Raw genomic sequence first — 24,093 nt, forward strand, 5'->3', positions numbered from 1 at the left:
TGGAACATCGGTGCCCAAGTGTGGATAAAAACTAAAAAAGATGAAGCATTGGCACTTACTTGTGCTGCATGCTTCATAGAAAGTCCTACTTTTTCATTTTTTGCATCGGTTGACTTGTTTTTTTGTTGAAGGATGAAGAATTTTTCTTTAAAAAAACATATAAAAACAAGACACGGCCCCTAAAGGGAAGTTATTTTCACAATTGTGTCAATTTCATCCAAAATGTTATAGAAAAATACCGCTGTGGTACAATGGACATATTATTTTGAAGGTTTTTGAAATATTTAGGTTTGTTTTGGCCTGTCTAGATTTTTCCCGTCCATACCGAGCGTTACGTTCGGGCGTGGTTGGTTCGTTTTTCATCAATGAAAAAAATGAACATTTAAAATTTAGAATAGGATTGAATTTTGTTCAATAATTCCGCTAAACGGTAATCACTATAAAATCTTGCCTTAACGGATATAATTCTGAGAGCAGTAAATTTATAAATACGCGGCCATATGCCTGATATAGGTTTGCAAAATTGTCGGTACGCTCTTGCAGGGATTCATTTGGGAACAATTCGTTCTGTATATCGGTCATTCGGGAAACCTGATCGGATAATTTTCGTTTTTGTGCCTTTAACAAGCGTTTCTCCAGATGTTCGAGCCCTTTTAGTTGTTTTACTTCCTGCGCCTTGACCGCTCCCAGAAAAGATTTGTCAGTAAGTTCGGCAAGGCGGTACATTTCTTGAAACTGTGCAACCAAATGTTCTTTTTGAGGGTCGAAATTGATATCTATGTTGCTAATTTCCCTAACTTTTCTATTGATAAAAGAATGTTTCTTTAAAAACAGTTGTTCGAGGGAGATATTTAGTTTTTCCAGCTTATCGGCCTGCTTTTTGGTAATGATAAGTACAGAATTACGCAAAAGCAACATGGGGAAGGGCACCTTTTCCTGTTTAAAGAAACTTTTAAGTTCTAACCAGTATGCCAATTCGCCGCCGCCGCCTATATAACATAGGTTTGGCAGAATTACTTCTTGGTACAGCGGACGCGTGACCACATTTGGCGAAAAACGCTCTGGATGCGCCTCTATATGTGCTTCCAGCTCGTCCTTGTTCCATGAAATATCGGTCTCGTGTACGGCATAGCGCCCATCTACCTCCACAATGCGGCCGCGGAGCCCTTTTGCGAGGTAAAAAAGGTTAATGTCCCTTGGATTGACCTGTATTTTGTATGATGGGTCTACTTTATTGAGCTCATTAATGGTTTTTGATACTTCTTGGTGGGAATCTTGTTTAAAAAGTTCGTTTTTTATGTAGGGAACAAAAAGTTCTTTCAGTTTTTTCTCTGCCCCATCTATAATTACCAGTCCTTGGTCACCAAAAAGCTCGTTTGCCAAAAAACGGGTAGCATCGGTAAGGTTATCGTGCCCGATGTAAGCCTGTTGGAACATTTTTTTAAGCTGTTCGGCATTTTTTCCCATGCCCAGCTCTAAACTAAAGAGCTCTAGCACCTGTTCCAGCCCCTTTGTGGGAAGTTCACCAACGGCTCCCCCTTCTTCGCTGGTCTTGGGCCCTTGCCATTGAAATTTTTTCCCGTTGAAGTTAAAATAATTGATTTCCTCGAAGTCATGGTCCTCGGTCGCCATCCAATACACGGGCACAAAGTGCGAAGCGGGATAAGTTTGGTTTAATTTTTTGGTGAGGTTGATGGTGGAAACAATTTTATAAAGAAAATACAACGGTCCGCTAAACAAGTTTAATTGATGCCCGGTAACTACCGTAAATGCATTATTTTTCTTTAAAGCCTCTATATGTTCGAGCGTGGCGGTGGTTACCTGTATGTTTTTGTATTGTTTTTTTAAAACCGATGCCAGTATTTCACGGTTTTTACAGGGGAAACTGCTTTTCTTTTCTTCTATCTGACCCTTGAAGTTGTCTAGCGTTGGGTACCTGTTGTAAAAAGGCCTTAACGTTTCTTCCTGGCTTATATAATTGCAAATGAGCTTGGAAAAATATCCTGTTTTTTGAAATGATATGTAATTTGTTGGCATAGTTGTGTTTAAATCTGTAAACGCGCTAGGGATTGCAACGGCATCCTGTTTTGCATGGCTAATAGGTCGGGATTAAACCAAAAACTTAATGGTTAACTACATTTTTTTGTTAAACTGCATTAAAAATGCAAAACAGATACAGCGAAAAGCCCGCCACAAAATTATGGAAATCATAATTTTTGTGGAGCGCCATTATAAAAAAAGTAAATATAAAATTCTTTGGGCTTTTAGCTGCTAAAAATTAGTTAAGATGTAGCGCAATGCATTATATTAGTAGTTTAGACAAACCAACCCAATAATAATCTATGAGATATAAACTTTTGTTCTTTGCGCTTTTATTTACTGTTATTTGCGTTGCGCAAAATGTAAAATCGCCTTCGGAATTTCTTGGCTATGAGCTCGGGACGCATTTTTCAAGGCACCACCAGGTAATTGCTTATTATGAGTACCTGGCCGAACAGTTTCCACAGATGATGAAGCTAAAACCATATGGAACGACCTATGAAGGCAGGGAATTGCTCGTGGCCTTTGTTTCTTCGGACGAAAACATACATAATCTTGAGGCAATACAAAAAGAACATATGCAGGCCATTGAAAATGGTACGTCTCCCGGGAAAGCCATTGTTTGGCTGAGCTATAATGTGCATGGTAACGAAAGTGTGAGTACCGAGGCTTCCATGCAGACCATTTATGAAGTGCTTACGGTAAAAAAAGATTGGCTGGCCAATACCATTGTGGTTTTTGATCCTTGTATAAACCCCGATGGGCGCGACCGCTATGTAAATTGGTACAATAGCTTTAAAAACACGCCAAATAATGTAGATATAAACTCGAAGGAACACCATGAAGGGTGGTTGTCCGGGCGGCCCAACCATTATATGTTCGACCTTAACCGAGACTGGGCATGGGTTACACAAAAGGAAAGTAAGCAGCGCGTGAAACTTTATAACGAGTGGTTGCCGCATATTCATGTAGATTTTCATGAACAGGGCATTAATAACCCCTATTATTTTGCGCCCGCCGCAGAACCCATGCATGAAGTTATTACAGATTGGCAAAAAGACTTTCAAACGGCCATTGGTAAAAACCATGCCAAATATTTTGATAAAGAAGGGTGGCTGTACTTTACCAAGGAGGTTTTTGATTTGCTGTACCCAAGTTATGGGGATACGTACCCTATTTACAACGGTTCTATAGGTATGACCTACGAACAGGGGGGCAGTGGCCGCGCGGGACTGGGTGTTATTACGGCCAATAAAGATACGCTGACTTTAAAGGACAGGATTGCTCACCATTATACCACAGGGCTTTCTACCATAGAAATGGCCGCAAATAATGTAAAGGCTCTTAACGATGAGTTTGGTAAATTTTATGGGCATAGGGATTTTGAGTACAACAGCTATGTGCTGTCGGGAGATAAGGATAAAATAGGTGCGCTTACCCATTTGTTGGACGTACATTCCATTAAATATGGCTTTACCACCGGAAAGTTGCGCGGATTTAATTATAAAGACCAAAAAAATGAGGATTTATCAGAAAATAACACCAAATTAGTGGTAAGTACCAACCAACCTAAAGCTACTTTGGTAAAAGTTTTGTTTGAACCGCAGACGAAACTTAGCGATTCCCTTACATACGACATTACCGCCTGGTCCCTGCCCTATGCATATGGATTGGACGCCATTGCAACGGGAAATATTGTAAATACAAATACCAATGCCCCTGCATACACCATTACGTCGATTAACAACGCTACCTATGGCTATGTTACGGACTGGAACAGTATGGACGATGCACGTTTTCTTACGGCTCTGCTTAAAAACAAAATTAACGTTAGGGTTGCCGAAGAACCTTTTGAGATTAACGGAAAAACCTTTAACAGAGGAAGTTTGATAATACTAAAAGGAGATAACGCACATAAAAAAGATTATGTTTCTATTTTAAACGATGCCGTAAACAAATATCATAAAGAACTTACCCCCGCAACGAGCGGTTTTGTAGATAGCGGAAAAGATTTTGGATCGGATGCCGTAAAAATGATAAAAAGTCCAAAAATAGCGGCATTATCGGGCGGCAGTGTTTCTACACTGAATTTTGGGGAAGTCTGGCACTTTTTTGAGCAACAATTGCACTATCCCGTCACTGTTCTCGACGATGCGTATTTTGATCGTGTTGATTTAGCTGAATATGATATTTTGATACTTCCGCAGCTTCATAACCTGGAAGATTACCGGTTAAAAAGCATAAAAGACTGGATCCGTGCAGGCGGTAAGCTAATTGCCATGGGAAACAGCATTAGTGTATTGGAAAACGATGATGATTTCTCGATTGTTGAAAAAGATGGAAAAAAGAACGATAGTATACAAAAACCGGAGCCTTATGCCATAAGTACCCGCGAATACATTAAAAAAACCATTACCGGCGCTATTTATAAAGCAAAAGTAGATACCACGCACCCTTTGGCATATGGATATAACAATATTTACTATACCTTAAAGCTAAGTGGCGATGCATACGAGTTTTTAGAAAGTGAAAATGCCGTTTATATTGAAGATACCCAAAAACCTTTGGCAGGTTTTGCCGGAAGTGAGGCTCAAAAGCTACAAAACAACAGTTTAGTATTTGGAAGTGAGGACATGGGGCGCGGAAAGATTGTGTATATGGTAGACGACCCTTTATTTAGGGGATTTTGGGAAAACGGGAAATTATTTTTTGTAAATGCCCTATTCATGCTTGAGTAAAAACATATCCATGAGGAAACTAATTATAAAATACCTTTTATTTTTAACAATACTAACTGCCACAACTACTTTTGGGCAAAATTTTAGCCATGAAGCTTCGCCCGAAGGTATCCTGCTTAAAGAAGGGGGCAAAAAAGTATTGTTTTTTCAAAGCCAGGAGAAATCGTTGAACGGTAATTACCCACGGGCCAATTATATCCATCCGTTGTTTGATCTGGACGGAAATGTTTTAACCGAAGACTTCCCCGACGACCATTTGCACCACCGGGGAATATTTTGGGCCTGGCACCAAGTTTTAATAGGCAAAAAAGAAATAGGGGATTCTTGGGAATGTAAGAATTTTAAATGGGATGTAAAGAACGTGCAAACCAAAGATTATGCAAACGATGCTATTTTATTAAAGATACATACCCAATGGACCTCTCCTTTATATACCTTGGAAGGGGAAGAAGTGCCCTTTGTAGATGAAAATACCGAAATTAAGGTATTGCCCGCCACAGCTAGCTACAGAATTATAGATTTTAAAATATCGTTACTGGCTTTGGTTGACAGTTTAAAAATAGGTGGCTCTAAAGATGTAAAAGGTTATGGCGGGTTCTCGGCGCGGGTAAAATTGCCCGAAGATGTTGGGTTTTATTCAAACAATGTCAATATTGTTCCCACAAACCAAGCGGTTACGGCTAATAGGCACATAAACATTCAAGGCAGTTTTAACAACAAAGAAAAGTCGGGTATCATTATAATTGCCGGTAAAGAAAACCCCGAACCGAACAATAAATGGATATTAAGATCGGAGAATAGCATGCAAAATGCTGCTTTTCCGGGACGGAAAGCTATTAAAATTTCAACCAGAAAGCCTCTTATTTTAAAATACAGGCTTATTATCTATAAAGAAAACCCCAACCAAGTTACATTGAACAAGTTGCTCGATTTTTAAATTTTGCGTAAAAGTGTGCATTCGTTACACAATAAATTTCACAATTACACAGTAATTTCACAATCGTTTATTTAACAGCTAAAACATATTTTATTGATTTACAGGTATTTATGTATAATTTTAATATCCTGATTGCCAATGGTACAAAAATAGCACTATACACTACAAATAACGAATACAAAGTTTAATTGTAAAATTTAAATATCATGAAAAAAGTAGTTTTAGTAGTAGCAATGGCATTAGGTAGTTTAACAGCATTTGCAGCAGCACCTGCCGTTGTAAACAACAATACAAAAGTAGCAACAGTACAAGACGATTATAAAGAAATTGCAGCTTCTGAAGTTCCTCAAGCAGTACAAGAAGCACTTCAAGCTGATTACCCAGGTGCCGAAATCACCAAGGCTTATGTGAACGAAGAGAACACATATAAGATTGAAGTAAAAGTTGGTGATCAAACAGGAACACTGTTTGCCAATGAAAGCGGTGAATGGGTTGAACAACAATAATCCGTTTTAGGTGATACCTTAAAAGCCTTTCCGGGCCATCCGGAAAGGCTTTTTTTATTTGCATAATTTGCGATAACCAATAAATATCTCTTGCTTTCTTTTTATCAGTCTTTTATTTTGTCATTTTTATATCAGTTCCCTTTTCTGGCTTTGTATTTATTCAAAAAAATGCCGATGCTTCAAAAAATACCCGGATCCTTCAGCAAAAAAATAGATATCCTGCTTAACAAAATTCTTATTTTCTTTCAATTTTCAGCATAAAAACATAACGAAAGTGTGTATTCATTACACAGTGAATCAATAAATTACACAATGGTTCCACAAACTCCATTTTCCTTATAATAATTTAAAATACTGTATATCAATGCATTATAAGTAAGCATTTTCTAAAAAAAGAAATGGTACAGAAATAGCACTATACATAACAAATAAATATAGAAACAAAGTTTAATCATAAAATTTTAAGATCATGAAAAAGATAGTATTAGTAGTAGCAATGGCATTAGGTAGTTTAACAGCATTTGCAGCAACTCCTGCTGTTGCTAACAACGACATAAAAGTAGCAACGTTACAAGACGATTATAAGGAAATAGCGGTAGCTGAAGTTCCTCAAGCAGTACAAGAAGCGCTTCAAGCCGATTATCCTGAAGCTCAAATTACAAAAGCATATGTGAACGAGGAGAACACCTATAAAATAGAAGTGCAAATGGGCGAGCAAACAGGAACGCTATTTGCCAATGAGAACGGTGAATGGATCGAACAATAATAATACGTTTTAGGTAGTAATTAAAAAGCCTTCCCGGGCAAATCCGGGAAGGCTTTTTTATGTGTTCAAATTTATTTATCTATTGTTCAAAACCTTTTAAAGTTTTGGTAATTATGGCAACACAATCGTTCAATTGTTCTTCGTTCATTACCAAAGGCGGTGCAAAACGTATAATATTGCCATGAGTAGGTTTGGCCAACAAACCATTTTCTTTTAATGCCAGGCAAATGTCCCATGCGGTCGAGCTGTCTTCGCTGTCGTTAATTACAATCGCGTTCAACAAACCTTTTCCGCGGACCAATTTTACAATAGTGCTCGTCTCTATATATTTATTGAGTTCGCTACGGAATAATTGCCCCAATTTTTCTGCATTTTCGGCAAGCTTTTCATCTTTTACAACCTTGAGTGCCTCCATGGCCACTGCTGCGGCCACCGGATTTCCGCCAAAAGTACTTCCATGTTGTCCGGGCTTAATTACTTCCATAATATCGGTATTGGCCAATACCGCACTTACCGGATATGCACCACCGCTTATGGCCTTGCCCAAAATAAGCATATCGGGCTTTACATTTTCGTGGTCCACTGCCAATAATTTTCCCGTGCGGGCAATTCCCGTTTGTATCTCGTCTGCAATAAACAATACGCCATGCTCCTTGCACAATGCCCTAGCCTTTTTTAAATAACCTTCCGTTGGGACATATACCCCTGCTTCGCCTTGAATTGGCTCAACCAGAAAACCTGCTATATTTTTATTTTCTTTCAGGGCTTTTTCCAAAGCCTCGGTATTGTCGTAAGGAATTTTAATAAACCCGGGCGTATAGGGTCCAAAATTTTTCCTTGCGTCTTCATCATTCGAAAAAGAGATAATGGTCGTTGTACGGCCGTGAAAATTATTTTCACAAACAATTATCTGCGCTTCCTGTTCCTTGATGCCTTTTTTTTCATAAGCCCATTTCCTACAGATTTTTATGGCCGTTTCAACAGCCTCTGCACCCGTGTTCATTGGTAAAAGCTTATCAAAACCAAAATACGATGTAGCAAACTGCTCAAACCTTCCCAACATATCATTGTAAAAGGCACGCGATGTCAATGTAAGCGTTTTTGCCTGTTCCATCATTGCGTTTATAATGCGCGGGTGGCAATGCCCTTGGTTTACGGCCGAGTAAGCCGACAAGAAATCGTAATACTTTTTTCCTTCTGCATCCCACATAAACACACCTTCCCCCTTACTCAACACTACGGGAAGCGGATGATAATTATGTGCGCCATACTTGTTCTCTAATGCTATTGCATCATCTGAAGTTAATTTTTCCAAAACTGCCATTCTGAAATCGAAATTTTAATCGTGAAACTATACAATTCCTTCTTACGGAGAGAAATCATCCATGCAGTGGCCGCAAATTACAAAATTTTTTAGTGTCCGTAAAGTTTTATGGGCGTTTCCCCGACTGTAAACGTCGGGACCGCGCTATCCGCTATATCCCAGGCGCACATAGTGTCGTCTGGGGATGCGGCTACTATCGCTGACGCAAAGTAAAAACAATCGATTATAAAAAGGCATGGCAAACCAACACCAATAAAATTTTTGGGTTTGCATTTTTATCTTATTTTTGCAGTTCTTTTAGCCCCGTAGTTCAAGGGATAGAATAGAAGTTTCCTAAACTTTAGATCCAGGTTCGAGTCCTGGCGGGGCTACTTCACCGGAAAAGGGGAAAAATCTCCACTTTTCCGGTTTTTTTATTTCCGTAAGTTGTTGTTTATCTGATAAATACGGATCAAGTCATAAACTTGTGGGATTTAAACACATTCAGCAACTGAATTGATTCGAAAAGTTCGATAATTTAATCCGTCAAAACTGATTTTTTCGGGATATATCGAACTCATTATAGTTCTCTTCTCTTCTACAGTACCTTTATTATACATTAAATATATCTTTATCAATGAGTTAATGGCTTTGTCTAGCATTTTGTCTATACTAATTGCCGATGAGCTACTGGTCTGTTCTGCCAATTGTGCCTCTAAGCGTCCTATCCCCGAAATCGAAATATTGCTAATGCCTTTTTAAAGCTGGTTATATCGAATCCTGGGGGCGAGGGATAAATAAAATCATTGATGCCTGCAAAGAGGCAGGATTGCCTGAACCGATTATTGAGGAAGACCAAGGTGGGGGTAAGTGTTATTTTTCCAAAGGATATTTATACAGAAGATTACTTAAAAAAACAAAACCTTCCCACAAGGCAAGTCAATGCTCTATTATATATTAAGGAGCATGGTTCTATAAGTAATGCAGAATATCAACAACTTGAGAATATATCAAAAAGTACTGCCACCCGTGATTTACAGGAACTAATGGATAAAAAGTTCATTGAAAGAAAAGGAACAACTGGTAAGGGAACTGCGTATGTTTTCCACTCCATAAAAGTAATGGGGTCATAAATTTTCCATTTATAAATAACCTATTCATTATCAAGTAATTTTAAAGACCCCCCATTGGTGATTAAGCAGCCAGTATATTAGCTAAAATTTTAAAACAAGTTGATTTGCTCTGCTTTTAATTAGTTGTAAAAAAGCCATTTTTTGTTTTTCCGTTAAAAAGCTGCTTTGTATTAAATCGGGCCAATTTTGAATGCCTTTTTCTACCCTGTTCCAAAGATTTTCAATCGCTTTTTCCGGGATGTGTGCTTTAGTCATAGCTTCGTTGAAATCTTTTCGCTTTAACTTTCTTTTTTTACCGTTGAAATTTAGTGCCAGTTCTTCAGGGTCTTCCGGAATTAATAATTTTACTGCTACCATATCGTAGGCGGGTGCCAGTTGATATTGGTTATCTTTAAAAGCTATTAATGAAAAGTTTTTTAAATGCATATCACTATTCCCAATAAGAAATGATATGATTACCTGTTGGTAAAACTTTACTACTTCTAATAGCGGGTTTTGTGCATAAGTTATTATTCCTTTCGCTATCTGTTCATGCGACCCACGGTATTTATGTTCTGTTAATCGTTCTGTAAACTGACAAGCATCTTCCATGGGATATTTTTCATCTTTTGCAGTGCGGTCTATTCGTCTTGTTAAATAGGCTAACTCACCACTTTTCATAGGAATTAGTAGAAAAGGTACTGTAGCAACACCACAAGCTTGTGCCAACAGCATTGACAATGCCTCTATTTCTGGCATTTGAGGATACAAGTCAAAAGGTGGTTTTAGAATATATCTTCCATTTAATGCACCAACAATAGTTAGTCGACTCTTCTCTTTCTCTTGGGCAAAGCCTAATGATAATTTCGGTTGTACTCCTGTTACAATGACACGCTGTGCTATATTTTCTTTGGCCAACTCTTCTATTTTAGATAGCTCATAGTCTAACTCCAACACAGGCGTCTCTTCTTGCCAAAATGCTTTAAGGCAACTCTCGTGATATTTGGCCTCACCTTTCACCTCTTTATTACAGGCTAAACAATAATTCATTTGCTTATCACACTAATATTACCAATACAATCCCTACAGGTCGTCAATAACAACCCCATACGGTCCCGGGGATTTATTTTCCAATTTTTATGCGCTATATCCAACAGCCACCCTTCCGGGATTAGACCGTCAAAAAAAGGGAATAGATTTTCGGAATGAAATGGTTCTTTTTGTAATGGCAAGGTTAAAGACACTGCTATTGCATTGTCCTGTTCTAAATACTTTTCTTGATAACTAAAGTGATACCCATTATCATCTTCGGTTAAAATGCCTGCCAGTTGATTATTCACCCAAATTTCTCCTTGTCTCATAACTTATAGGTGTTGGTGTTAATGTGTGGCCAAAAAATAACAGTATCTGATTTATCTTATCGGTCATTAAATTAGGCTTTCCTTGTTCTAATTCGCGTACAAAACGAACTCCTACACCCGTGATATCTGCTAACTCTATTTGGGTGAGGTTTGATTTTTTGCGCCTGTTGCGTACAAAGCTTGCTATCTCATTATTTCTGTCCCACTTTTGCATGGTTATACCTTTACGGGTACAATATAATAAACTTATATGAATTTATACCTGTTTGGGTATAAATTATATTTAAAAACACAGCTTTATACCTAAACGGGTGTAAAAAATATTTTAAACATCAATTAGGGTAGTATTAATTTATGGCAAATTTCGGGGATTTTGCCAAAGTTTAATTTGATATTTTATATGGATTTGTCATCGTTTTCGCATTTATTATTCCCGGTATCAAAAGTAAGAAGGTTATGACTAAAGATGATATGTTTTTTATTTTCATGATTTTTAATATTGATTATACTTGATTCTTCTATCCTTAGAGAAAAATCATTACTCGCATTTTAGGAAAGCAAACCTAAATTTATAAGCAACACCGAACATTGTATAATTCTTTGATGGCATTGTAGTTAATAGTTATTTTGTGCTTCCTTCACTAGAAGAAAAGAGAATCAACTTAGACCCAATCATTAAAATTCGCGCTTTAGAGAAAGTGTCTATTTTTTATTCTTCTTCAATTAATTCAATGGTTTTCTTTTTAAAATTCCATGTAGAAATATAATTTCTAAGAAAAGTGTAACCCAATGATATTTCATCATTCCCTTTGTTCGATTCTAAATATAAATTATCCTGCTTACCAAAACTTTTTTCCTGAATTGAAATATCCTGTAACTGAACTATAGTAGCTGAGTGATCCTTTTTACCATAATGAAAACCTTTAATTTCATTTATACAATTCCCTTGCTTTAAAGATGTAAATGTTTTTTCTGACAATTCTATTGATCCCTGACTTCCAGTATCCAAATAAGCAGGTATTGTTATCCCGCAAACTTTAACCTCTATTTCTGGTGTCTGTTCGTCATTTTCATTTTGAAAATGTAGGATAATTTTATCTTTTGACGAAGGCTTACCATTAAAACCGACAGGATAGGATTCAAATCATTCTATTTTTTTGCTGACATCTTTGAATCATCTGTATTTAAATATTGATCAACAACTATTTCCGCCATGTCGTATAAAAAGTCTAAAACAGATTGGGTTTGTTCTTCATTAAGTATAACCCCATCTTCTTTAAGTAACTTTTGTGCTTGTTTTATAGTAATTTTTTTCATGTTTTTAGATTTATACATCAATAAACCTTAATACAGGAATAGACATTAAAAAGATAAGAATTTAATCACAAAACACCCAATGATTATTCTCCCCTTTCTCCTAGTAAGAGAGTCTCAATTTTATACTATTAATTTTGCTAAACGAGCCAAATCTTCTAAAAATAAGTTCGAATTTTTCTCGATCAGGGCTACTTTACAAAACACAAAAAGATTCGGAACATCTAAAAGAACCTTTAAATGCTCTAAATCTTTAATTTACCAATAAAAATTATCGTTGTTTACCCGAGTATTCCAACAAAACTAAACATTGCCGAGATAAATACCCATGATAAAATAGCGATGAGTAGAAAAACTACCGCTTTTAATGCGTAAACAAGAATTGAAGATTCGTTATGTAAAGATTGCCCCATTGTTGATAATTTAAAAAGTTAATAAAAATAAACCTAAAATCTATTTGGGGCAGCTATTAGCATTCTAAAATTACAAAAAAATTAATAATAAATCCTAATAAAATTTAAAAACACATTGATTTATTCCATTAATTATCAATTTATTAACAAATTTTAGTTATATAAAAATCCATTTACTATTGTTGGCAGCCGACTCGTATATTTTTTCTACTATATGAATATCTTTCAACCCTTCTTCCCCAGGCACCAGCATGGGCTGGTCGTGCATAATGGCCAAGGCATTGTCGTCCATTTGTTTGGCTTGTTGGTTCCCCTTAAAAGGCAATAATTCCGTTCCGTCGCTAGCCCTGCCCTGAACTCCAGTATACGATTGAAACGGACGCAGATAATAGCTTCCGTCTTCGCAACTGGCTTCCAGATTATTAAAACTTTGGCCTAAACTCGTTTTTCCTTGAGCAATGGTGCCGTCTTCAAATTTTAATTCAAAAATTGTGGTCTCATCAACTTCCTGGTATATTTCCGGACGCCTTGTCTCGTGCGAAGCACTTACCTGTACCGGCTCCATTCCTTTTGTATACCTAATGGCATTAAGCGGATATACCCCCATATCGTACATGGCGCCTCCGCCCAATTCTTTTATTTGTTTCCAATGGTCTGTCCTATTATCAAAATATCCTGCTTCGGCCGTAACATACTCAATATTCCCAAAAGGAAGTGTTTCTGCCCACTTCATCAAGATTTGTGTGTTGGGCTCATGGTGCATGCGGTAGCCAATGGCCAATTTAACCTTGTTTTTATGACAGGCATCGATTATGGACTGGCATTTAGCAGCGGTAACTTCCATAGGTTTTTCGCACCACACATGTTTGCCTGCATTTGCGGCTATAATAGCGTATTTTGCGTGCAATGCCGGCGGCAATACAATGTATACAACATCTATCTCGTTGTTATTGGCAATTTCGTGCATGTTTTCATAATTATATACATTGCCGTCTTTAATAGCGTATTTAGACTGCCAGGCCGGAATTTTTTCCGGGCTCCCGGTAACAATTCCCTTTAGCTCGCAATACTTTGTTAGCTGTAGTGCAGGCGCCAATAAATCGGTGCTATAATAACCCAATCCTACCAATGCAACGCCCAGTTTTTGCTTTTTTTGCGCAAACAAATAGGCAGGATATAGCAGCAAGCTTGTTGCTACCAAAAGCCCCGAATTTTTTATAAATCCTCTTCTGTTAATCATTATTTTTTTGCTTTAAACAATTTTCAAACTCATTGTTATAAATCCTTAAATTACTGATTTTTATTTAAATAGCACTTATAATGTCGTGTTTGGTAATAATATGATAACGCCCATCGCCCAAATTGGTCAGTACAGCTTTATTTTCTCTATTTATCAATTTTGAAAGTTCGTCAATCGATGTGTTTTTTTTCACTATCGGAAAAGGTGCCTGCATGATTTCCTTTATGGGCTTATTGGCAATATCCTTATCGTCTATAAAAGCCTTAAAAAGCGTCGATTCGTCCAGCGAGCCTACAAACCCCGATGAATCCGTTACGGGTATTTGCGAAATGTTATAGGTTTTCATGCGTTCTATTGCATGCGATACCAATTCTTCCGTCTTGGCGGTTATCAATTCATTTTCGGCACTTTTTATTAAATCCCCAGCCATTTTAACGTCCGAGACCAAAAAACCGCGGTCCCGCATCCAGTCATCGTTAAATACTTTCCCTATATACCGGCTTCCCGAATCGTGAAAAAGTACCACAACCACATCGTCGGGCTTAAAATGTTCTTTTAATTGCAACAGCCCTTTAATGGCAGATCCGGCCGAATATCCTACAAAAATACCTTCCTCCCTTGCTAGTTTCCTTGTATAAACGGCACCATCTTTATCGGTAACTTTGGTAAACCCATCTATAATGCTAAAATCTACATTTTTAGGGAGCATGTCTTCCCCTATGCCTTCGGTAATGTATGTATAGATTTCGTTTTCATCAAAAACACCTGTTTCATGATATTTTTTAAAAACAGAGCCATAGGCATCTACGCCCCATATTTTTATGTTTGGATTTTTTTCCTTTAAATATTTTCCAACGCCCGAGATGGTGCCCCCCGTACCAACACCCACAACAAAATGCGTTATTTTTCCATCGGTTTGTTTCCATATTTCGGGCCCTGTTTGTTCGTAATGCGCCTGCGAGTTGGAAAGGTTGTCGTATTGGTTTACATACCAAGAATTTGGGGTTTCTTCAGCCAAACGTTTTGATACGGAATAATAAGACCGCGGGTCATCGGGCGCAACATTGGTTGGGCAAACTATAACTTCGGCACCCATGGCACGGAGTATGTCCATTTTCTCCTTGGATTGTTTATCGCTTATTACACAAACAAGCTTATAGCCACGGGCAATAGCAACCAAAGCCAGCCCCATGCCCGTATTTCCACTGGTTCCTTCAATAATGGTTCCTCCGGGTTTTAAAGCCCCAGATGCTTCGGCATCGTTTACCATTTTTACGGCCATTCTGTCTTTTATGGAATTGCCCGGATTAAAAGTTTCTACCTTTGCCAAGACCAAAGCATTTACTTCACCGGTAATTTTATTAAGCTTAACCAATGGGGTATCCCCTATGGTTTCTAATATATTATTTGCATAATCCATACGCTATACAATTGATTTCCTTAAAGATATAAAATGTAGCGTAGGCTTTTGGGAACAGCCAAGTTAAAAAGTATTAAAAAGCACTTATTTATATTTATTCGAATTTTATGGACCTTGCCGGAGATATTTTAGTAATAATGTAAGAAGGCACCAATAGCATGAGCATGCACAAAACAAGTACTCCTATGTTTAAAATGATGACATCAAGGGGATGTATATACACCGGGGCCTGCGACACATAATAGGTTTGGGCATCAAGGGAAATAAACCCATATTTTTGTTGTAAAAATAACAGACCTAAGCCAATAACGTTGCCCCAAAAGAGCCCGATTGCAATAAGATATGCTGCATTATAGAGAAAAATCTTGCGAATACTCCAATTATTGCTCCCCAGGCCTTTTAGCAACCCAATCATTTGGGTTCGCTCCAATATAAGGACCAGCAGGGCGGTAATCATGTTTATTCCGCCAACAATAATCATAATAACTATAATGATTGCTATGTTAAAATCGAACAAAGACAGCCATTCAAAAATGGTATAATATTTATCGGCAATGGTTTGGGAATCGAGTGTGGATAAGGTAACCCCGTATATTTCCCTTCCTTTTTGTTGAATTTTATGAAAATCGTCTATAAAAACCTCAAAAGTTCCCACTTGGTCTTCCTTCCACCTGTTCATGCGCTGGATATGGCGCAGGTCTATAAAAATGTAATTAGCATCAAAATCGTTAAACCCGCTATTGTAAATCCCCACCACTTTAAGTTTTATCTGGCTTGGAATATCGCTAACATCGTCTTTTAAGAAAAAGGCCCAAAACTCTGTGCCCACTTTAAATTTAAGGCGGTTTGCCAAATATTGCGAAATCAGCACTTCTTCATTTCTTTTCCCTGAAAAGTCGGGCAATCTTCCTTCCACCAGAAAATCTTCAAAAGGCTTCCAGTTATAATCGGCGCCCACGCCTTTGGCTATTATTCCTTCAAAAGTATTTTCGGTCCTGATAATCCCTCCTTTTGTAGCGACCGCCTGCACATGCGAAATCCCGTCTATGGTTTTAAACTCGGGATAAAAATCTTGATGGATGGAAATTGGGTTTATGGAAACATCCGAAGTATTATTGTCGTAATTATAAATTTGAATATGGCCGTTAAAGGCCGCAATTTTCTCCCGGATCTTGCGTTGTAAGCCCACACCGGTTGCAATGGCAATAAGCATCATGATAACACCCAATGCAATTGCCGTAATTGCAATTTTTATAATTGGTGCCGATATACTACTTTTATGCTCCTTTCCCTTTATAAGGCGTTTGGCGATAAAATATTCTAAATTCAAACTATGCGATACTTTATAAGCTTCAAAAATACATTTTTATTATTGTTTTTTTTAGTGATTTCCTGCGGGAATGGACATCAACAAAAAAAAGAGGGCACACATACCGAAAATAACGGTGTTGACATTTCAGAAAAAATTGTCGTGGGGGCCAACCAAACAAATGAATACCTGCCGTTGTTAAAAAACAAAAAAGTAGGCATTGTAGCCAACCAGACCTCTGTTTTGTTTAAAAAGGATGGAAGGCACACACATTTGGTAGATTCTTTGCTGGGACTTGGCATTGCCGTAAAAAAAATATTTTCGCCCGAACATGGATTTAGGGGAAAAGCCGATGCCGGGGAACACGTAAAGGGGAATAAAGACACTAAAACCGGGTTACCCATTGTATCGTTGTATGGAAAGTCGAGAAAGCCAGACGCTGAGCAATTAAAAGACTTGGATATTGTCGTTTTCGACATTCAAGACGTTGGGGTCCGTTTTTATACCTACACCTCTACACTACATTTGGTCATGGAAGCATGTGCAGAAAATAACGTTCCGCTTATCGTGTTGGACCGTCCAAATCCAAACGCAAGCTATGTGGATGGGCCCATGCTGGAAATGGCGCATACCAGTTTTTTGGGAAAAATACCTATTCCGTTAGTGTATGGCCTTACCATTGGGGAATATGGAAAAATGCTCAATGGCGAACATTGGCTGGCAAATGGAGTGCAATGCGATTTAACGGTGATTCCAGTAAAAAATTACACGCATCAATCCAATTATAGTTTACCCATTCGCCCCTCGCCTAATTTACCCAACGACCAATCCATTGCATTGTATCCAAGTTTGGGCTTTTTTGAAGGAACCCATATAAATGCCGGTCGTGGCACAGAATTTCAGTTCCAAAGGTATGGGGCGCCGTTTTTGGATAAAAACTATTTTACATTTACCTACACTCCCGAGCCCAATTTTGGTTCTAAATCGCCCAAACACCAGGACGAAGTTTGTTACGGTGAAGATTTAAGCCATATTGAAGCTCCAAAAATGGTAAGTATGCAATGGGTTATCAAGGCATACCAACATTGTACCGACAAACCCAATTTTTTTAGAACCTCATCGTTCACGCTTCATGCCGGTACCGAGAAATTACAAAAACAAATAGAAAGTGGCTTAACCAATGAAGAAATTAGGGCTTCTTGGCAAAAGGATTTGGATTCGTTTAAAAAAATCAGAAAAAAATATTTGATTTACGATTGATTTTTTCAAAATCATAAAAACTACTGCTCAAACTTAGCCCCTTTTGGCGCACGGTATCTTGAGAAAGGTATCTTTAAAAGTTTCCCGATATGTGTATTGGAATCTACATCGGGATATGTATCGACGCCATATATCAAATCTTCGTTTCTCATTCTGGAGAACGTACCAAAAAAGCGGTCCCAAACAGAAAATATATTTCCGTAATTGGTGTCTGTATACGGCAATACATAATGATGGTGAACCTTGTGCATATCGGGCGATACAATTATCCAGCTGATTACCGTATCGAGCTTTTTGGGCAATTTAATATTGGCATGGTTAAATTGCGAAAAAACTACTGAAAGCGATTGGTACAACAATACAATCCCTATAGGCACGCCCCCAATGAATACACCCAAGGTTGTAAATACAAAACGTACAACACTTTCTCCGGGATGGTGCCTATTTGCCGTAGTTGTATCGACATGATTATCGGTATGGTGTATTAAATGGAACATCCATAACGGTTTTATTTTATGCTGTACCCAATGTGCCAACCATGCCCCAATAAGGTCCAACAGCAGCAGTCCAACCAATATGGTTGCCCATAAAGGCATTTCCAGCCACTGCAAAACGCCAAAATTATGCACAACGACCCAATCGCTTGTTTTTAGCAGGATAAAGGCCAGTACAAAATTTACAATTATGGTCGTTAACGTAAAAAAAATGTTTGGCCAGGCATGTTTAAACTTTTTATAATTAAATTTAAAAAGGGGCACACCATATTCCAATAGCCAAAAAAATGTAATGCCGGATATTAAAATAATGCTCCGGTGCGAAGACGGAATGGTCTCGAAATAAGCAATTAAGGTTTCCATAATTACAAGATAACATTTTTATTGAAATTATTTTGGCCCCAAATTAGGTTTTCGCTCAAACCCGTTTTTTTATAATGTCAGCCCAATAACCTTCTCTTTATTTAGGCAACCGCTTTTTCATTTTCTCGACAATATTGTATGCGGCCGGGCAAATAGCGGTATTCTTCAATGTTAAATTTGTTATCTGGTGAAATTTCTTTCTATTGGTATGCGGGTACTCTCTACATGCTTTTGGACGAACATCGTAAATTAAACAATAATTATCGGCATCCAGAAAAGTACAGGGGACTTCCTTGAGCACATAATCGTTTTCTTCGTCGATTTGCAGGTATTGGTCAATAAACTGTTGTGGTTTTACTTTTAGGTGCTTGGCTATACGTTCTATATCTGCATTGGTAAAAAGCGGACCCGTGGTTTTACAACAATTGGCACAAGTAAGGCAATCTGTTTTTTCAAACTCGTCGTCATGAAGCTCCTGCATGATATAATCCAAGTTCTTTGGCGGTTTCTTTTTAAGTTTCGCAAAATACTTTTTATTTTCCGCTTTTTTGTCGTTCGCCAATTGCGGGAGCTGTTTTAAAAAATGTTCCATGCTGCCTTTTTCCTCAAGGAGCAAAGATACAAAGAACACCGTCAGCCTCCAATTAGTTGATTTTTTTAATAATTCATCTCAATAAAAATTCCATTACCTCATAACTACATAGCTTCATAACTACGTAACTACATAACCCCTTAATTATGCCGACCAAAAGCAAATATCTCATTACCTTTACAAACTATTATCCCTTTCAACATTACAGCAATGAAAGACATTCTTGGCAAGGCCATTTTAGATTATTTCAACGATAATTTTTCTGAAGACATTTTTACCGAAACTTCCATTTCTGAAGAAGATACCCTGCCCATTTCGTATCTTTTTAGGAGTTTTGATGAAATGCCCCCTTTGGAGCAAACAGCGCTAAAACATGCTTATGGAAAAGTACTGGACATTGGTTGTGGCGCCGGGAGTCATTCGCTGTACCTTCAGAAAAAAAATGCAGACGTTACGGCTGTTGATATTTCTGAGGGAGCAATAAAAACCAGCAAATTACGGGGCGTAAAAAAAGCTTTTCAACAAGATGTTTTTCAACTGAAAGATCAAAAATTCGATACCATTTTATTACTGATGAACGGCACCGGAATCTTTGGGAAGTATAAGGAAGTGCCCAAAAAACTGCTACATTTAAAGAGCCTTCTCAACCAAGAAGGACAAATTCTTATCGATTCTTCCGATATTATTTACATGTTCGACGAAGACGAAGATGGTGGAAAGTGGATCCCCATGGACGGCGATTATTATGGCGAACTTACATATACGTTAAAATACAAAGGCGAGCGCGAAACCACTACTTGGCTGTATTTGGATTTTACCACCTTGCAGACTTTTTGCCAAATGGCCGAATTAAAATGCGAGCTTCTGGCCGAAGGCGAACATTACAACTACCTCGCCAAAATCACGCTATAAAACCAGTACTCAAAAAACAAGGCACAAAGCTTTGCCTCTTTGCCTCTTTGCCTCTTTGCCTCTTTGCCTCTTTGCCTCTTTGCCTCTTAAACCTACGGAATATTTAAATACTTATGTGTCTGTAGCGAAACCTTCCATTTTGGATTTTTCATTACATAATCAACTATTTCTGGAATCATTTTATCACGTTTGCTCCATTCGGGCTGCAAATACAAAATACAATCTTTGTTCACTTTTTCGGCCTGTTCTTCAGCAAACTTAAAATCATGCAGATTATAAACAATTACTTTCAGTTCATGTGCTTTTTTATATACTTCTTCTGTAGGAAGTTTCATTTTCTTTGGTGAAAGGCAAATCCAATCCCAAGCCCCTGTCAATTTATAAGCGCCAGAAGTTTCAATATGGATTTTTAGCCCTTTTTTCTTCAATTCAGAAGTAATAAAAGTCATATCCCATGTAAGCGGCTCCCCGCCCGTAATCACAATGGTATCAGAATATTTAGCCGCATTTTCCACAATGCTCCTCACCTCCGTTGGCGGGTGCGTATCGGCATTCCAGCTCTCCTTCACGTCGCACCAATGACAGCCCACGTCGCAGCCGCCTATCCTAATAAAATAGGCCGCTGTTCCCTTATAAAATCCCTCTCCCTGTATGGTGTAAAATTCTTCCATCAACGGAAGCATTTCCCCTGCATTTACCTTCGCTAAAATCGCTTCTTTTTCCATGCGGCAAAGATACGGTTTCCTTTTCTATTTTCTAGAGCACAGAGGCCCGGTTTTTACAGCCGTGGCATTTGCCTGCTTTTGCCACTACGCACCTGCCCGGCAAAAGCCGTTCAGGAGGCTAGTTGGCGCAATCAGGGCTAACAGGTTTTGTCTTTCGTTCAACACCCCGCTTTTAAGTATCATCCCGATAAAAGTTTTGCTTTTTCAATCATTTTATTCCATTAACCCATCGACCTGCTTTCAACTTAACAAACTTTCAACTATTTTAGTAGCAAACAATTTTGGTCATGAGCAATAAAGAAGCATTTTTTAGCCATCTAGAAAAAGGCTACACTACAAAAGGCGATTTTATAAACATGGGGGCAGCAATGCTCAATGGCGAGCCGTTAACAAATGCCTATGTAAAAATACCTTTAAAAACCCTAAACCGGCATGGGCTTATAGCCGGGGCTACCGGAACCGGAAAAACAAAAACATTGCAAATACTAGCCGAAAACCTTTCAGAAAAAGGAATTCCAGTATTGCTCATGGACCTCAAAGGCGATTTAAGCGGATTGGCACAACCGGGCGATAATAATGCCAAGATCCAAGAGCGCCACCAAAAAATAGGCTTTGCTTACGAAGCAAAAAAATCCCCTATCGACATCCTTACGCTCTCCCAACAAAACGGCGTAAGGTTGCGGGCCACCGTATCTGAATTTGGCCCGGTACTGCTTTCCAGAATACTTGACCTTACCGATACCCAGCAAGGGATTGTTGCCGTGCTTTTTAAGTATTGCGACGATAAACAACTCCCGTTATTGGACCTAAAAGATTTTAAAAAAATCCTGCAATATTGCACCAATGAGGGAAAAGACGAATTTCAGGAATCTTACGGCCGTATCTCAACATCATCAACAGGGGCTATATTAAGGAAAATAATAGAACTGGAACAACAGGGAGCCGACCTCTTTTTTGGAGAAAAATCTTTTGAAGTAGATGACCTTACCCGGATAGACGAAAACGGAAAGGGAATCATCAACATCGTGAGGCTAACCGATATCCAAGACAAACCAAAACTGTTTTCGACCTTTATGCTAAGTCTTTTAGCCGAAGTGTACAGTTCCTTTCCAGAGCAAGGGGACAGCGACAGGCCAGAACTGGTTATTTTTATTGACGAAGCACACTTAATTTTCAACGAGGCTTCAGACGCCTTGCTGGACCAAATAGAAAGTATTGTAAAACTTATACGCTCCAAGGGCATTGGCCTCTATTTTGTTACCCAAAACCCAACCGATATCCCCAATGAGGTTTTGGCGCAACTCGGACTTAAAATACAGCATGCGTTAAGGGCATTTACCGCCAAAGACCGAAAGGCCATTAAGCTCACGGCAGAAAATTATCCTATTTCAGAGTTTTACAACACAGCCGAAGTACTAACTTCTTTGGGTATTGGAGAAGCGCTTATATCTGCCCTGGACGAAAAAGGCAGGCCAACGCCATTAGCAGCAACCATGTTACGCGCGCCCATGAGCCGTATGGACATACTTACCGAAAGTGAATTGAAACAGGTGCTCGACAATTCCAAATTGATTCCCAAATACAACGAAACAATAGACCGGGAAAGTGCTTATGAGCTTCTTACGGAAAAAATTGAGAAATCGCAACGGGAAGAAGCCCAGCAAAAAGCCAAAGAAGAACAAAAACGGGTCAAGACATCTTCTTCTAGAAAAAGTACCCGCATGAACCCCATTGTTAAAGTGCTTACCAGTGCCACATTTATTCGTGGCGTCATGGGCATATTAAGCAAAGCCATGCGGTAATATAAATCTGAGTTCGATTATTATAACTTTGTCAACATAATCGAACGTTATAAAAGAAAACCGCCATAAAATTATATGGTCGGTTGCTTTTAATCAAAAAAAACAGAGCTTATTTCTAAGCTCTGCTTTTAATGTCTCAAAAAAAAGTATGCAAATACTTTTTTCTTGGAGTTTGACATATTAATGGGCTTTTTGCTGCACAATCGCATTTTTCAATTTCATATAATCTTCTTTTGATCTTTTGTAATCAAACCAACTAATTAAACCCAAAAAAATTAAACCTGGCAATGTCAAAAGTTGTACTAGCAAAAATAAAAGTTCCATAATATGCGCAAATTAAATTGTGTGTTATACTTATGAAGATTGCTCCTCTATTAATTTAGACACCTATATTCTTAATAGGTCACTCTTTTTTTGTAATTATTTTTTAATTTTATTGAAAACACATTTCAAAACACTAACAATCAGTATTTTATAAAAATAAAATTAGTCTAAAATTTCTACTTTTTTATTTGCAATTTGTTTTATAGGCACCACTATTTTCTTTTGCCCGTTTGTTTTTATTACCATGCAGATATTATCTACCGATAGTATGGTACCCTCAATATCTTCGTTTTCAATTTTAATGCGTTTGCCTATCGGGAAGTTTTTTCTTGAGTAGTAACCCAACAAAAGCCTTAAAACCACCTCCCGGGAGCCCAAGCCCAAAGCTATGGCCAAAGCGGCAAGGATGCCCCCGATAATTAAAAACAGGTTGTTGGTAATTATCTCTGTATCTATTCCTGCCTGGTTGAGTGCTATTATGGTTACAAAAATAAAAACCAGGTAAAAGACAATCATACTAATGGCCTTGGAGCCATTTAGATCGAATGCCTTTAATGTAGATTGAATTGTTTTTTTCAACAGCATGGCACCGTATGCCCCTACAAAGAATATCAGTACAGCACTAAAGATTCTAGGCAGATACTGTACAAGTTTACCTACTTCGTTAGAGACTATGGACAAGCCCAAAATATCGGCCCCCACTATTATGAATATGAGTATTAAAAACCATTTAATAAAACCCAATATGATTTTGGTTGGCTGTATTTTTACAGAAGTATTAAACAGGTTGCTTTTCTCGCTTTCATTGGTAAGCAGTTCGTCTATTTTTGTGAACTTCAATGATTTTTTTGCAATAAAGAGCACCAATTTAAGGATTAACCAACATGCTACTATATAAACTATACCGCCCAGTATTTTTGGCAATGATTCAATGATAGTATTAAATAAATCATGTAAAATATCGAAATCTAGTTTTGCAAGTAATTGTTTATTCATCGTTTCTCAAGTTTAATATATCGTTAATTGTATCGGGATATTTAATCATAAATAAATCCGCCACATCCAAAGTCAATTTTATCATATCTATATCTTCCATTATCTTTTCTTTGATGGAATCGGGTAATTTTTCGTTTTGTATTATTTTCTTGAACGGATTATCCAT

The 24,093-nt window shown here is 37.9% G+C and carries 23 protein-coding genes and 1 tRNA gene; 9 read left to right on the forward strand and 15 right to left on the reverse strand.

What is annotated here, in order from left to right; all coding sequences use genetic code 11:
* Nucleotides 1–423: 423 nt before the first annotated feature.
* Nucleotides 424–2,037 carry a bacillithiol biosynthesis cysteine-adding enzyme BshC gene (gene bshC / locus UXI14_RS02295; protein WP_335964633.1) on the reverse strand — a complete coding sequence of 538 codons (1,614 nt, stop codon included), beginning with the start codon at nucleotides 2,035–2,037 and terminating at the stop codon, nucleotides 424–426.
* A gap of 305 nt (nucleotides 2,038–2,342) precedes the next feature.
* Between bshC and UXI14_RS02300 the strand changes: the two genes are divergently transcribed.
* The 4 genes from UXI14_RS02300 to UXI14_RS02315 all read left to right on the forward strand — a co-directional run bounded on the left by UXI14_RS02300 (nucleotide 2,343) and on the right by UXI14_RS02315 (nucleotide 6,987).
* Complete coding sequence (locus UXI14_RS02300; RefSeq protein ID WP_335964634.1) at nucleotides 2,343–4,778, forward strand: M14 family metallopeptidase; 2,436 nt, start codon at nucleotides 2,343–2,345, stop codon at nucleotides 4,776–4,778.
* A gap of 10 nt (nucleotides 4,779–4,788) precedes the next feature.
* Nucleotides 4,789–5,715: a DUF6807 family protein gene (locus tag UXI14_RS02305; protein WP_335964635.1), complete on the forward strand. Its 927-nt coding sequence runs from the start codon at nucleotides 4,789–4,791 to the stop codon at nucleotides 5,713–5,715.
* Between the two features lie 206 nt (nucleotides 5,716–5,921).
* Nucleotides 5,922–6,221: a hypothetical protein gene (locus UXI14_RS02310; protein ID WP_335964636.1), complete on the forward strand. Its 300-nt coding sequence runs from the start codon at nucleotides 5,922–5,924 to the stop codon at nucleotides 6,219–6,221.
* Between the two features lie 469 nt (nucleotides 6,222–6,690).
* Nucleotides 6,691–6,987, forward strand: coding sequence for a hypothetical protein (locus tag UXI14_RS02315; protein ID WP_335964637.1), 297 nt, complete (start codon nucleotides 6,691–6,693; stop codon nucleotides 6,985–6,987).
* 79 nt (nucleotides 6,988–7,066) lie between these two features.
* Here the strand turns inward: UXI14_RS02315 and rocD are convergent, their stop codons facing one another.
* Nucleotides 7,067–8,311, reverse strand: coding sequence for an ornithine--oxo-acid transaminase (gene rocD / locus UXI14_RS02320; protein ID WP_335964638.1), 1,245 nt, complete (start codon nucleotides 8,309–8,311; stop codon nucleotides 7,067–7,069).
* A 299-nt stretch (nucleotides 8,312–8,610) separates the two neighbouring features.
* Between rocD and UXI14_RS02325 the strand changes: the two genes are divergently transcribed.
* Nucleotides 8,611–8,682, forward strand: a tRNA-Arg gene (locus UXI14_RS02325).
* A gap of 417 nt (nucleotides 8,683–9,099) precedes the next feature.
* Nucleotides 9,100–9,423: a MarR family transcriptional regulator gene (locus UXI14_RS02330; protein WP_335964639.1), complete on the forward strand. Its 324-nt coding sequence runs from the start codon at nucleotides 9,100–9,102 to the stop codon at nucleotides 9,421–9,423.
* A gap of 81 nt (nucleotides 9,424–9,504) precedes the next feature.
* Here the strand turns inward: UXI14_RS02330 and UXI14_RS02335 are convergent, their stop codons facing one another.
* From UXI14_RS02335 to UXI14_RS02370, 8 genes are all read right to left on the reverse strand, one after another.
* A complete protein-coding gene (locus UXI14_RS02335; protein ID WP_335964640.1) occupies nucleotides 9,505–10,452 on the reverse strand; it encodes a HipA domain-containing protein in 948 nt (315 codons plus the stop codon).
* The gene (locus UXI14_RS02340; protein ID WP_335964641.1) at nucleotides 10,449–10,763 is read right to left on the reverse strand and encodes a HipA N-terminal domain-containing protein; all 315 of its coding nucleotides are present in this window, start codon (nucleotides 10,761–10,763) and stop codon (nucleotides 10,449–10,451) included. Before UXI14_RS02340 ends, UXI14_RS02335 begins: the two co-directional genes overlap by 4 nt.
* Nucleotides 10,735–10,977, reverse strand: a complete 243-nt coding sequence (locus UXI14_RS02345; RefSeq protein WP_335964642.1) for a helix-turn-helix transcriptional regulator — start codon at nucleotides 10,975–10,977, stop codon at nucleotides 10,735–10,737. Before UXI14_RS02345 ends, UXI14_RS02340 begins: the two co-directional genes overlap by 29 nt.
* 495 nt (nucleotides 10,978–11,472) lie before the next feature.
* Complete coding sequence (locus tag UXI14_RS02350; protein WP_335964643.1) at nucleotides 11,473–11,772, reverse strand: hypothetical protein; 300 nt, start codon at nucleotides 11,770–11,772, stop codon at nucleotides 11,473–11,475.
* A gap of 140 nt (nucleotides 11,773–11,912) precedes the next feature.
* On the reverse strand, nucleotides 11,913–12,080 hold the full coding sequence (locus tag UXI14_RS02355; protein WP_335964644.1) for a hypothetical protein: 168 nt from the start codon (nucleotides 12,078–12,080) through the stop codon (nucleotides 11,913–11,915).
* A gap of 567 nt (nucleotides 12,081–12,647) precedes the next feature.
* Entirely contained in the window at nucleotides 12,648–13,730 is a 1,083-nt protein-coding gene (locus UXI14_RS02360) for a Gfo/Idh/MocA family oxidoreductase (protein ID WP_335964645.1), read from the reverse strand.
* Nucleotides 13,731–13,794: 64 nt separating this feature from the next.
* Nucleotides 13,795–15,150, reverse strand: coding sequence for a pyridoxal-phosphate dependent enzyme (locus tag UXI14_RS02365; protein ID WP_335964646.1), 1,356 nt, complete (start codon nucleotides 15,148–15,150; stop codon nucleotides 13,795–13,797).
* A gap of 94 nt (nucleotides 15,151–15,244) precedes the next feature.
* A complete protein-coding gene (locus tag UXI14_RS02370; RefSeq protein ID WP_335964647.1) occupies nucleotides 15,245–16,480 on the reverse strand; it encodes an FtsX-like permease family protein in 1,236 nt (411 codons plus the stop codon).
* 3 nt (nucleotides 16,481–16,483) lie between these two features.
* On the opposite strand from UXI14_RS02370, the gene UXI14_RS02375 reads away from it, so the two are divergent.
* Nucleotides 16,484–17,719, forward strand: coding sequence for a DUF1343 domain-containing protein (locus tag UXI14_RS02375; RefSeq protein WP_335964648.1), 1,236 nt, complete (start codon nucleotides 16,484–16,486; stop codon nucleotides 17,717–17,719).
* A 20-nt stretch (nucleotides 17,720–17,739) separates the two neighbouring features.
* Here UXI14_RS02375 and UXI14_RS02380 read toward each other — a convergent pair whose 3' ends face one another.
* Both UXI14_RS02380 and UXI14_RS02385 read right to left on the reverse strand, forming a co-directional pair.
* A complete protein-coding gene (locus UXI14_RS02380; protein ID WP_335964649.1) occupies nucleotides 17,740–18,576 on the reverse strand; it encodes a sterol desaturase family protein in 837 nt (278 codons plus the stop codon).
* Nucleotides 18,577–18,673: 97 nt separating this feature from the next.
* Nucleotides 18,674–19,168 carry a YkgJ family cysteine cluster protein gene (locus tag UXI14_RS02385; protein WP_335964650.1) on the reverse strand — a complete coding sequence of 165 codons (495 nt, stop codon included), beginning with the start codon at nucleotides 19,166–19,168 and terminating at the stop codon, nucleotides 18,674–18,676.
* A 210-nt stretch (nucleotides 19,169–19,378) separates the two neighbouring features.
* Here UXI14_RS02385 and UXI14_RS02390 point away from each other — a divergent pair, with 210 nt between their 5' ends.
* Nucleotides 19,379–20,080 carry a class I SAM-dependent methyltransferase gene (locus UXI14_RS02390; RefSeq protein WP_335964651.1) on the forward strand — a complete coding sequence of 234 codons (702 nt, stop codon included), beginning with the start codon at nucleotides 19,379–19,381 and terminating at the stop codon, nucleotides 20,078–20,080.
* 92 nt (nucleotides 20,081–20,172) lie between these two features.
* On the opposite strand, the gene UXI14_RS02395 is transcribed toward UXI14_RS02390, so the two are convergent.
* Nucleotides 20,173–20,805, reverse strand: coding sequence for a 7-carboxy-7-deazaguanine synthase QueE (locus UXI14_RS02395; RefSeq protein ID WP_335964652.1), 633 nt, complete (start codon nucleotides 20,803–20,805; stop codon nucleotides 20,173–20,175).
* Nucleotides 20,806–21,092: 287 nt separating this feature from the next.
* Between UXI14_RS02395 and UXI14_RS02400 the strand changes: the two genes are divergently transcribed.
* Nucleotides 21,093–22,607 carry a helicase HerA-like domain-containing protein gene (locus UXI14_RS02400; RefSeq protein ID WP_335964653.1) on the forward strand — a complete coding sequence of 505 codons (1,515 nt, stop codon included), beginning with the start codon at nucleotides 21,093–21,095 and terminating at the stop codon, nucleotides 22,605–22,607.
* A gap of 486 nt (nucleotides 22,608–23,093) precedes the next feature.
* Here the strand turns inward: UXI14_RS02400 and UXI14_RS02405 are convergent, their stop codons facing one another.
* Together UXI14_RS02405 and UXI14_RS02410 are read right to left on the reverse strand one after the other, a co-directional pair.
* On the reverse strand, nucleotides 23,094–23,927 hold the full coding sequence (locus tag UXI14_RS02405) for a small-conductance mechanosensitive channel (protein WP_335964654.1): 834 nt from the start codon (nucleotides 23,925–23,927) through the stop codon (nucleotides 23,094–23,096).
* A complete protein-coding gene (locus UXI14_RS02410) occupies nucleotides 23,920–24,093 on the reverse strand; it encodes a hypothetical protein (protein WP_335964655.1) in 174 nt (57 codons plus the stop codon). Before UXI14_RS02410 ends, UXI14_RS02405 begins: the two co-directional genes overlap by 8 nt.

Source organism: Galbibacter sp. PAP.153 (genome assembly GCF_037029175.1).
Lineage (GTDB): Bacteria > Bacteroidota > Bacteroidia > Flavobacteriales > Flavobacteriaceae > Galbibacter > Galbibacter pacificus.

What these genes read in the sequence shown, in the direction of transcription:
- rocD (WP_335964638.1), bottom strand. Translation starts at nt 8,311, where the DNA reads ATGGCAGTTTTGGAAAAATTAACTTCAGATGATGCAATAGCATTAGAG.
- UXI14_RS02310 (WP_335964636.1), top strand. Translation starts at nt 5,922, where the DNA reads ATGAAAAAAGTAGTTTTAGTAGTAGCAATGGCATTAGGTAGTTTAACA.
- UXI14_RS02345 (WP_335964642.1), bottom strand. Translation starts at nt 10,977, where the DNA reads ATGCAAAAGTGGGACAGAAATAATGAGATAGCAAGCTTTGTACGCAAC.
- UXI14_RS02330 (WP_335964639.1), top strand. Translation starts at nt 9,100, where the DNA reads ATGCCTGCAAAGAGGCAGGATTGCCTGAACCGATTATTGAGGAAGACC.
- UXI14_RS02410 (WP_335964655.1), bottom strand. Translation starts at nt 24,093, where the DNA reads ATGGATAATCCGTTCAAGAAAATAATACAAAACGAAAAATTACCCGAT.
- UXI14_RS02305 (WP_335964635.1), top strand. Translation starts at nt 4,789, where the DNA reads ATGAGGAAACTAATTATAAAATACCTTTTATTTTTAACAATACTAACT.
- UXI14_RS02405 (WP_335964654.1), bottom strand. Translation starts at nt 23,927, where the DNA reads ATGAATAAACAATTACTTGCAAAACTAGATTTCGATATTTTACATGAT.
- UXI14_RS02360 (WP_335964645.1), bottom strand. Translation starts at nt 13,730, where the DNA reads ATGATTAACAGAAGAGGATTTATAAAAAATTCGGGGCTTTTGGTAGCA.
- UXI14_RS02315 (WP_335964637.1), top strand. Translation starts at nt 6,691, where the DNA reads ATGAAAAAGATAGTATTAGTAGTAGCAATGGCATTAGGTAGTTTAACA.
- UXI14_RS02385 (WP_335964650.1), bottom strand. Translation starts at nt 19,168, where the DNA reads ATGGAACATTTTTTAAAACAGCTCCCGCAATTGGCGAACGACAAAAAA.
- UXI14_RS02390 (WP_335964651.1), top strand. Translation starts at nt 19,379, where the DNA reads ATGAAAGACATTCTTGGCAAGGCCATTTTAGATTATTTCAACGATAAT.
- UXI14_RS02380 (WP_335964649.1), bottom strand. Translation starts at nt 18,576, where the DNA reads ATGGAAACCTTAATTGCTTATTTCGAGACCATTCCGTCTTCGCACCGG.
- UXI14_RS02340 (WP_335964641.1), bottom strand. Translation starts at nt 10,763, where the DNA reads ATGAGACAAGGAGAAATTTGGGTGAATAATCAACTGGCAGGCATTTTA.
- UXI14_RS02300 (WP_335964634.1), top strand. Translation starts at nt 2,343, where the DNA reads ATGAGATATAAACTTTTGTTCTTTGCGCTTTTATTTACTGTTATTTGC.
- UXI14_RS02375 (WP_335964648.1), top strand. Translation starts at nt 16,484, where the DNA reads ATGCGATACTTTATAAGCTTCAAAAATACATTTTTATTATTGTTTTTT.
- UXI14_RS02400 (WP_335964653.1), top strand. Translation starts at nt 21,093, where the DNA reads ATGAGCAATAAAGAAGCATTTTTTAGCCATCTAGAAAAAGGCTACACT.
- UXI14_RS02355 (WP_335964644.1), bottom strand. Translation starts at nt 12,080, where the DNA reads ATGAAAAAAATTACTATAAAACAAGCACAAAAGTTACTTAAAGAAGAT.
- UXI14_RS02365 (WP_335964646.1), bottom strand. Translation starts at nt 15,150, where the DNA reads ATGGATTATGCAAATAATATATTAGAAACCATAGGGGATACCCCATTG.
- UXI14_RS02335 (WP_335964640.1), bottom strand. Translation starts at nt 10,452, where the DNA reads ATGAATTATTGTTTAGCCTGTAATAAAGAGGTGAAAGGTGAGGCCAAA.
- UXI14_RS02395 (WP_335964652.1), bottom strand. Translation starts at nt 20,805, where the DNA reads ATGGAAAAAGAAGCGATTTTAGCGAAGGTAAATGCAGGGGAAATGCTT.
- bshC (WP_335964633.1), bottom strand. Translation starts at nt 2,037, where the DNA reads ATGCCAACAAATTACATATCATTTCAAAAAACAGGATATTTTTCCAAG.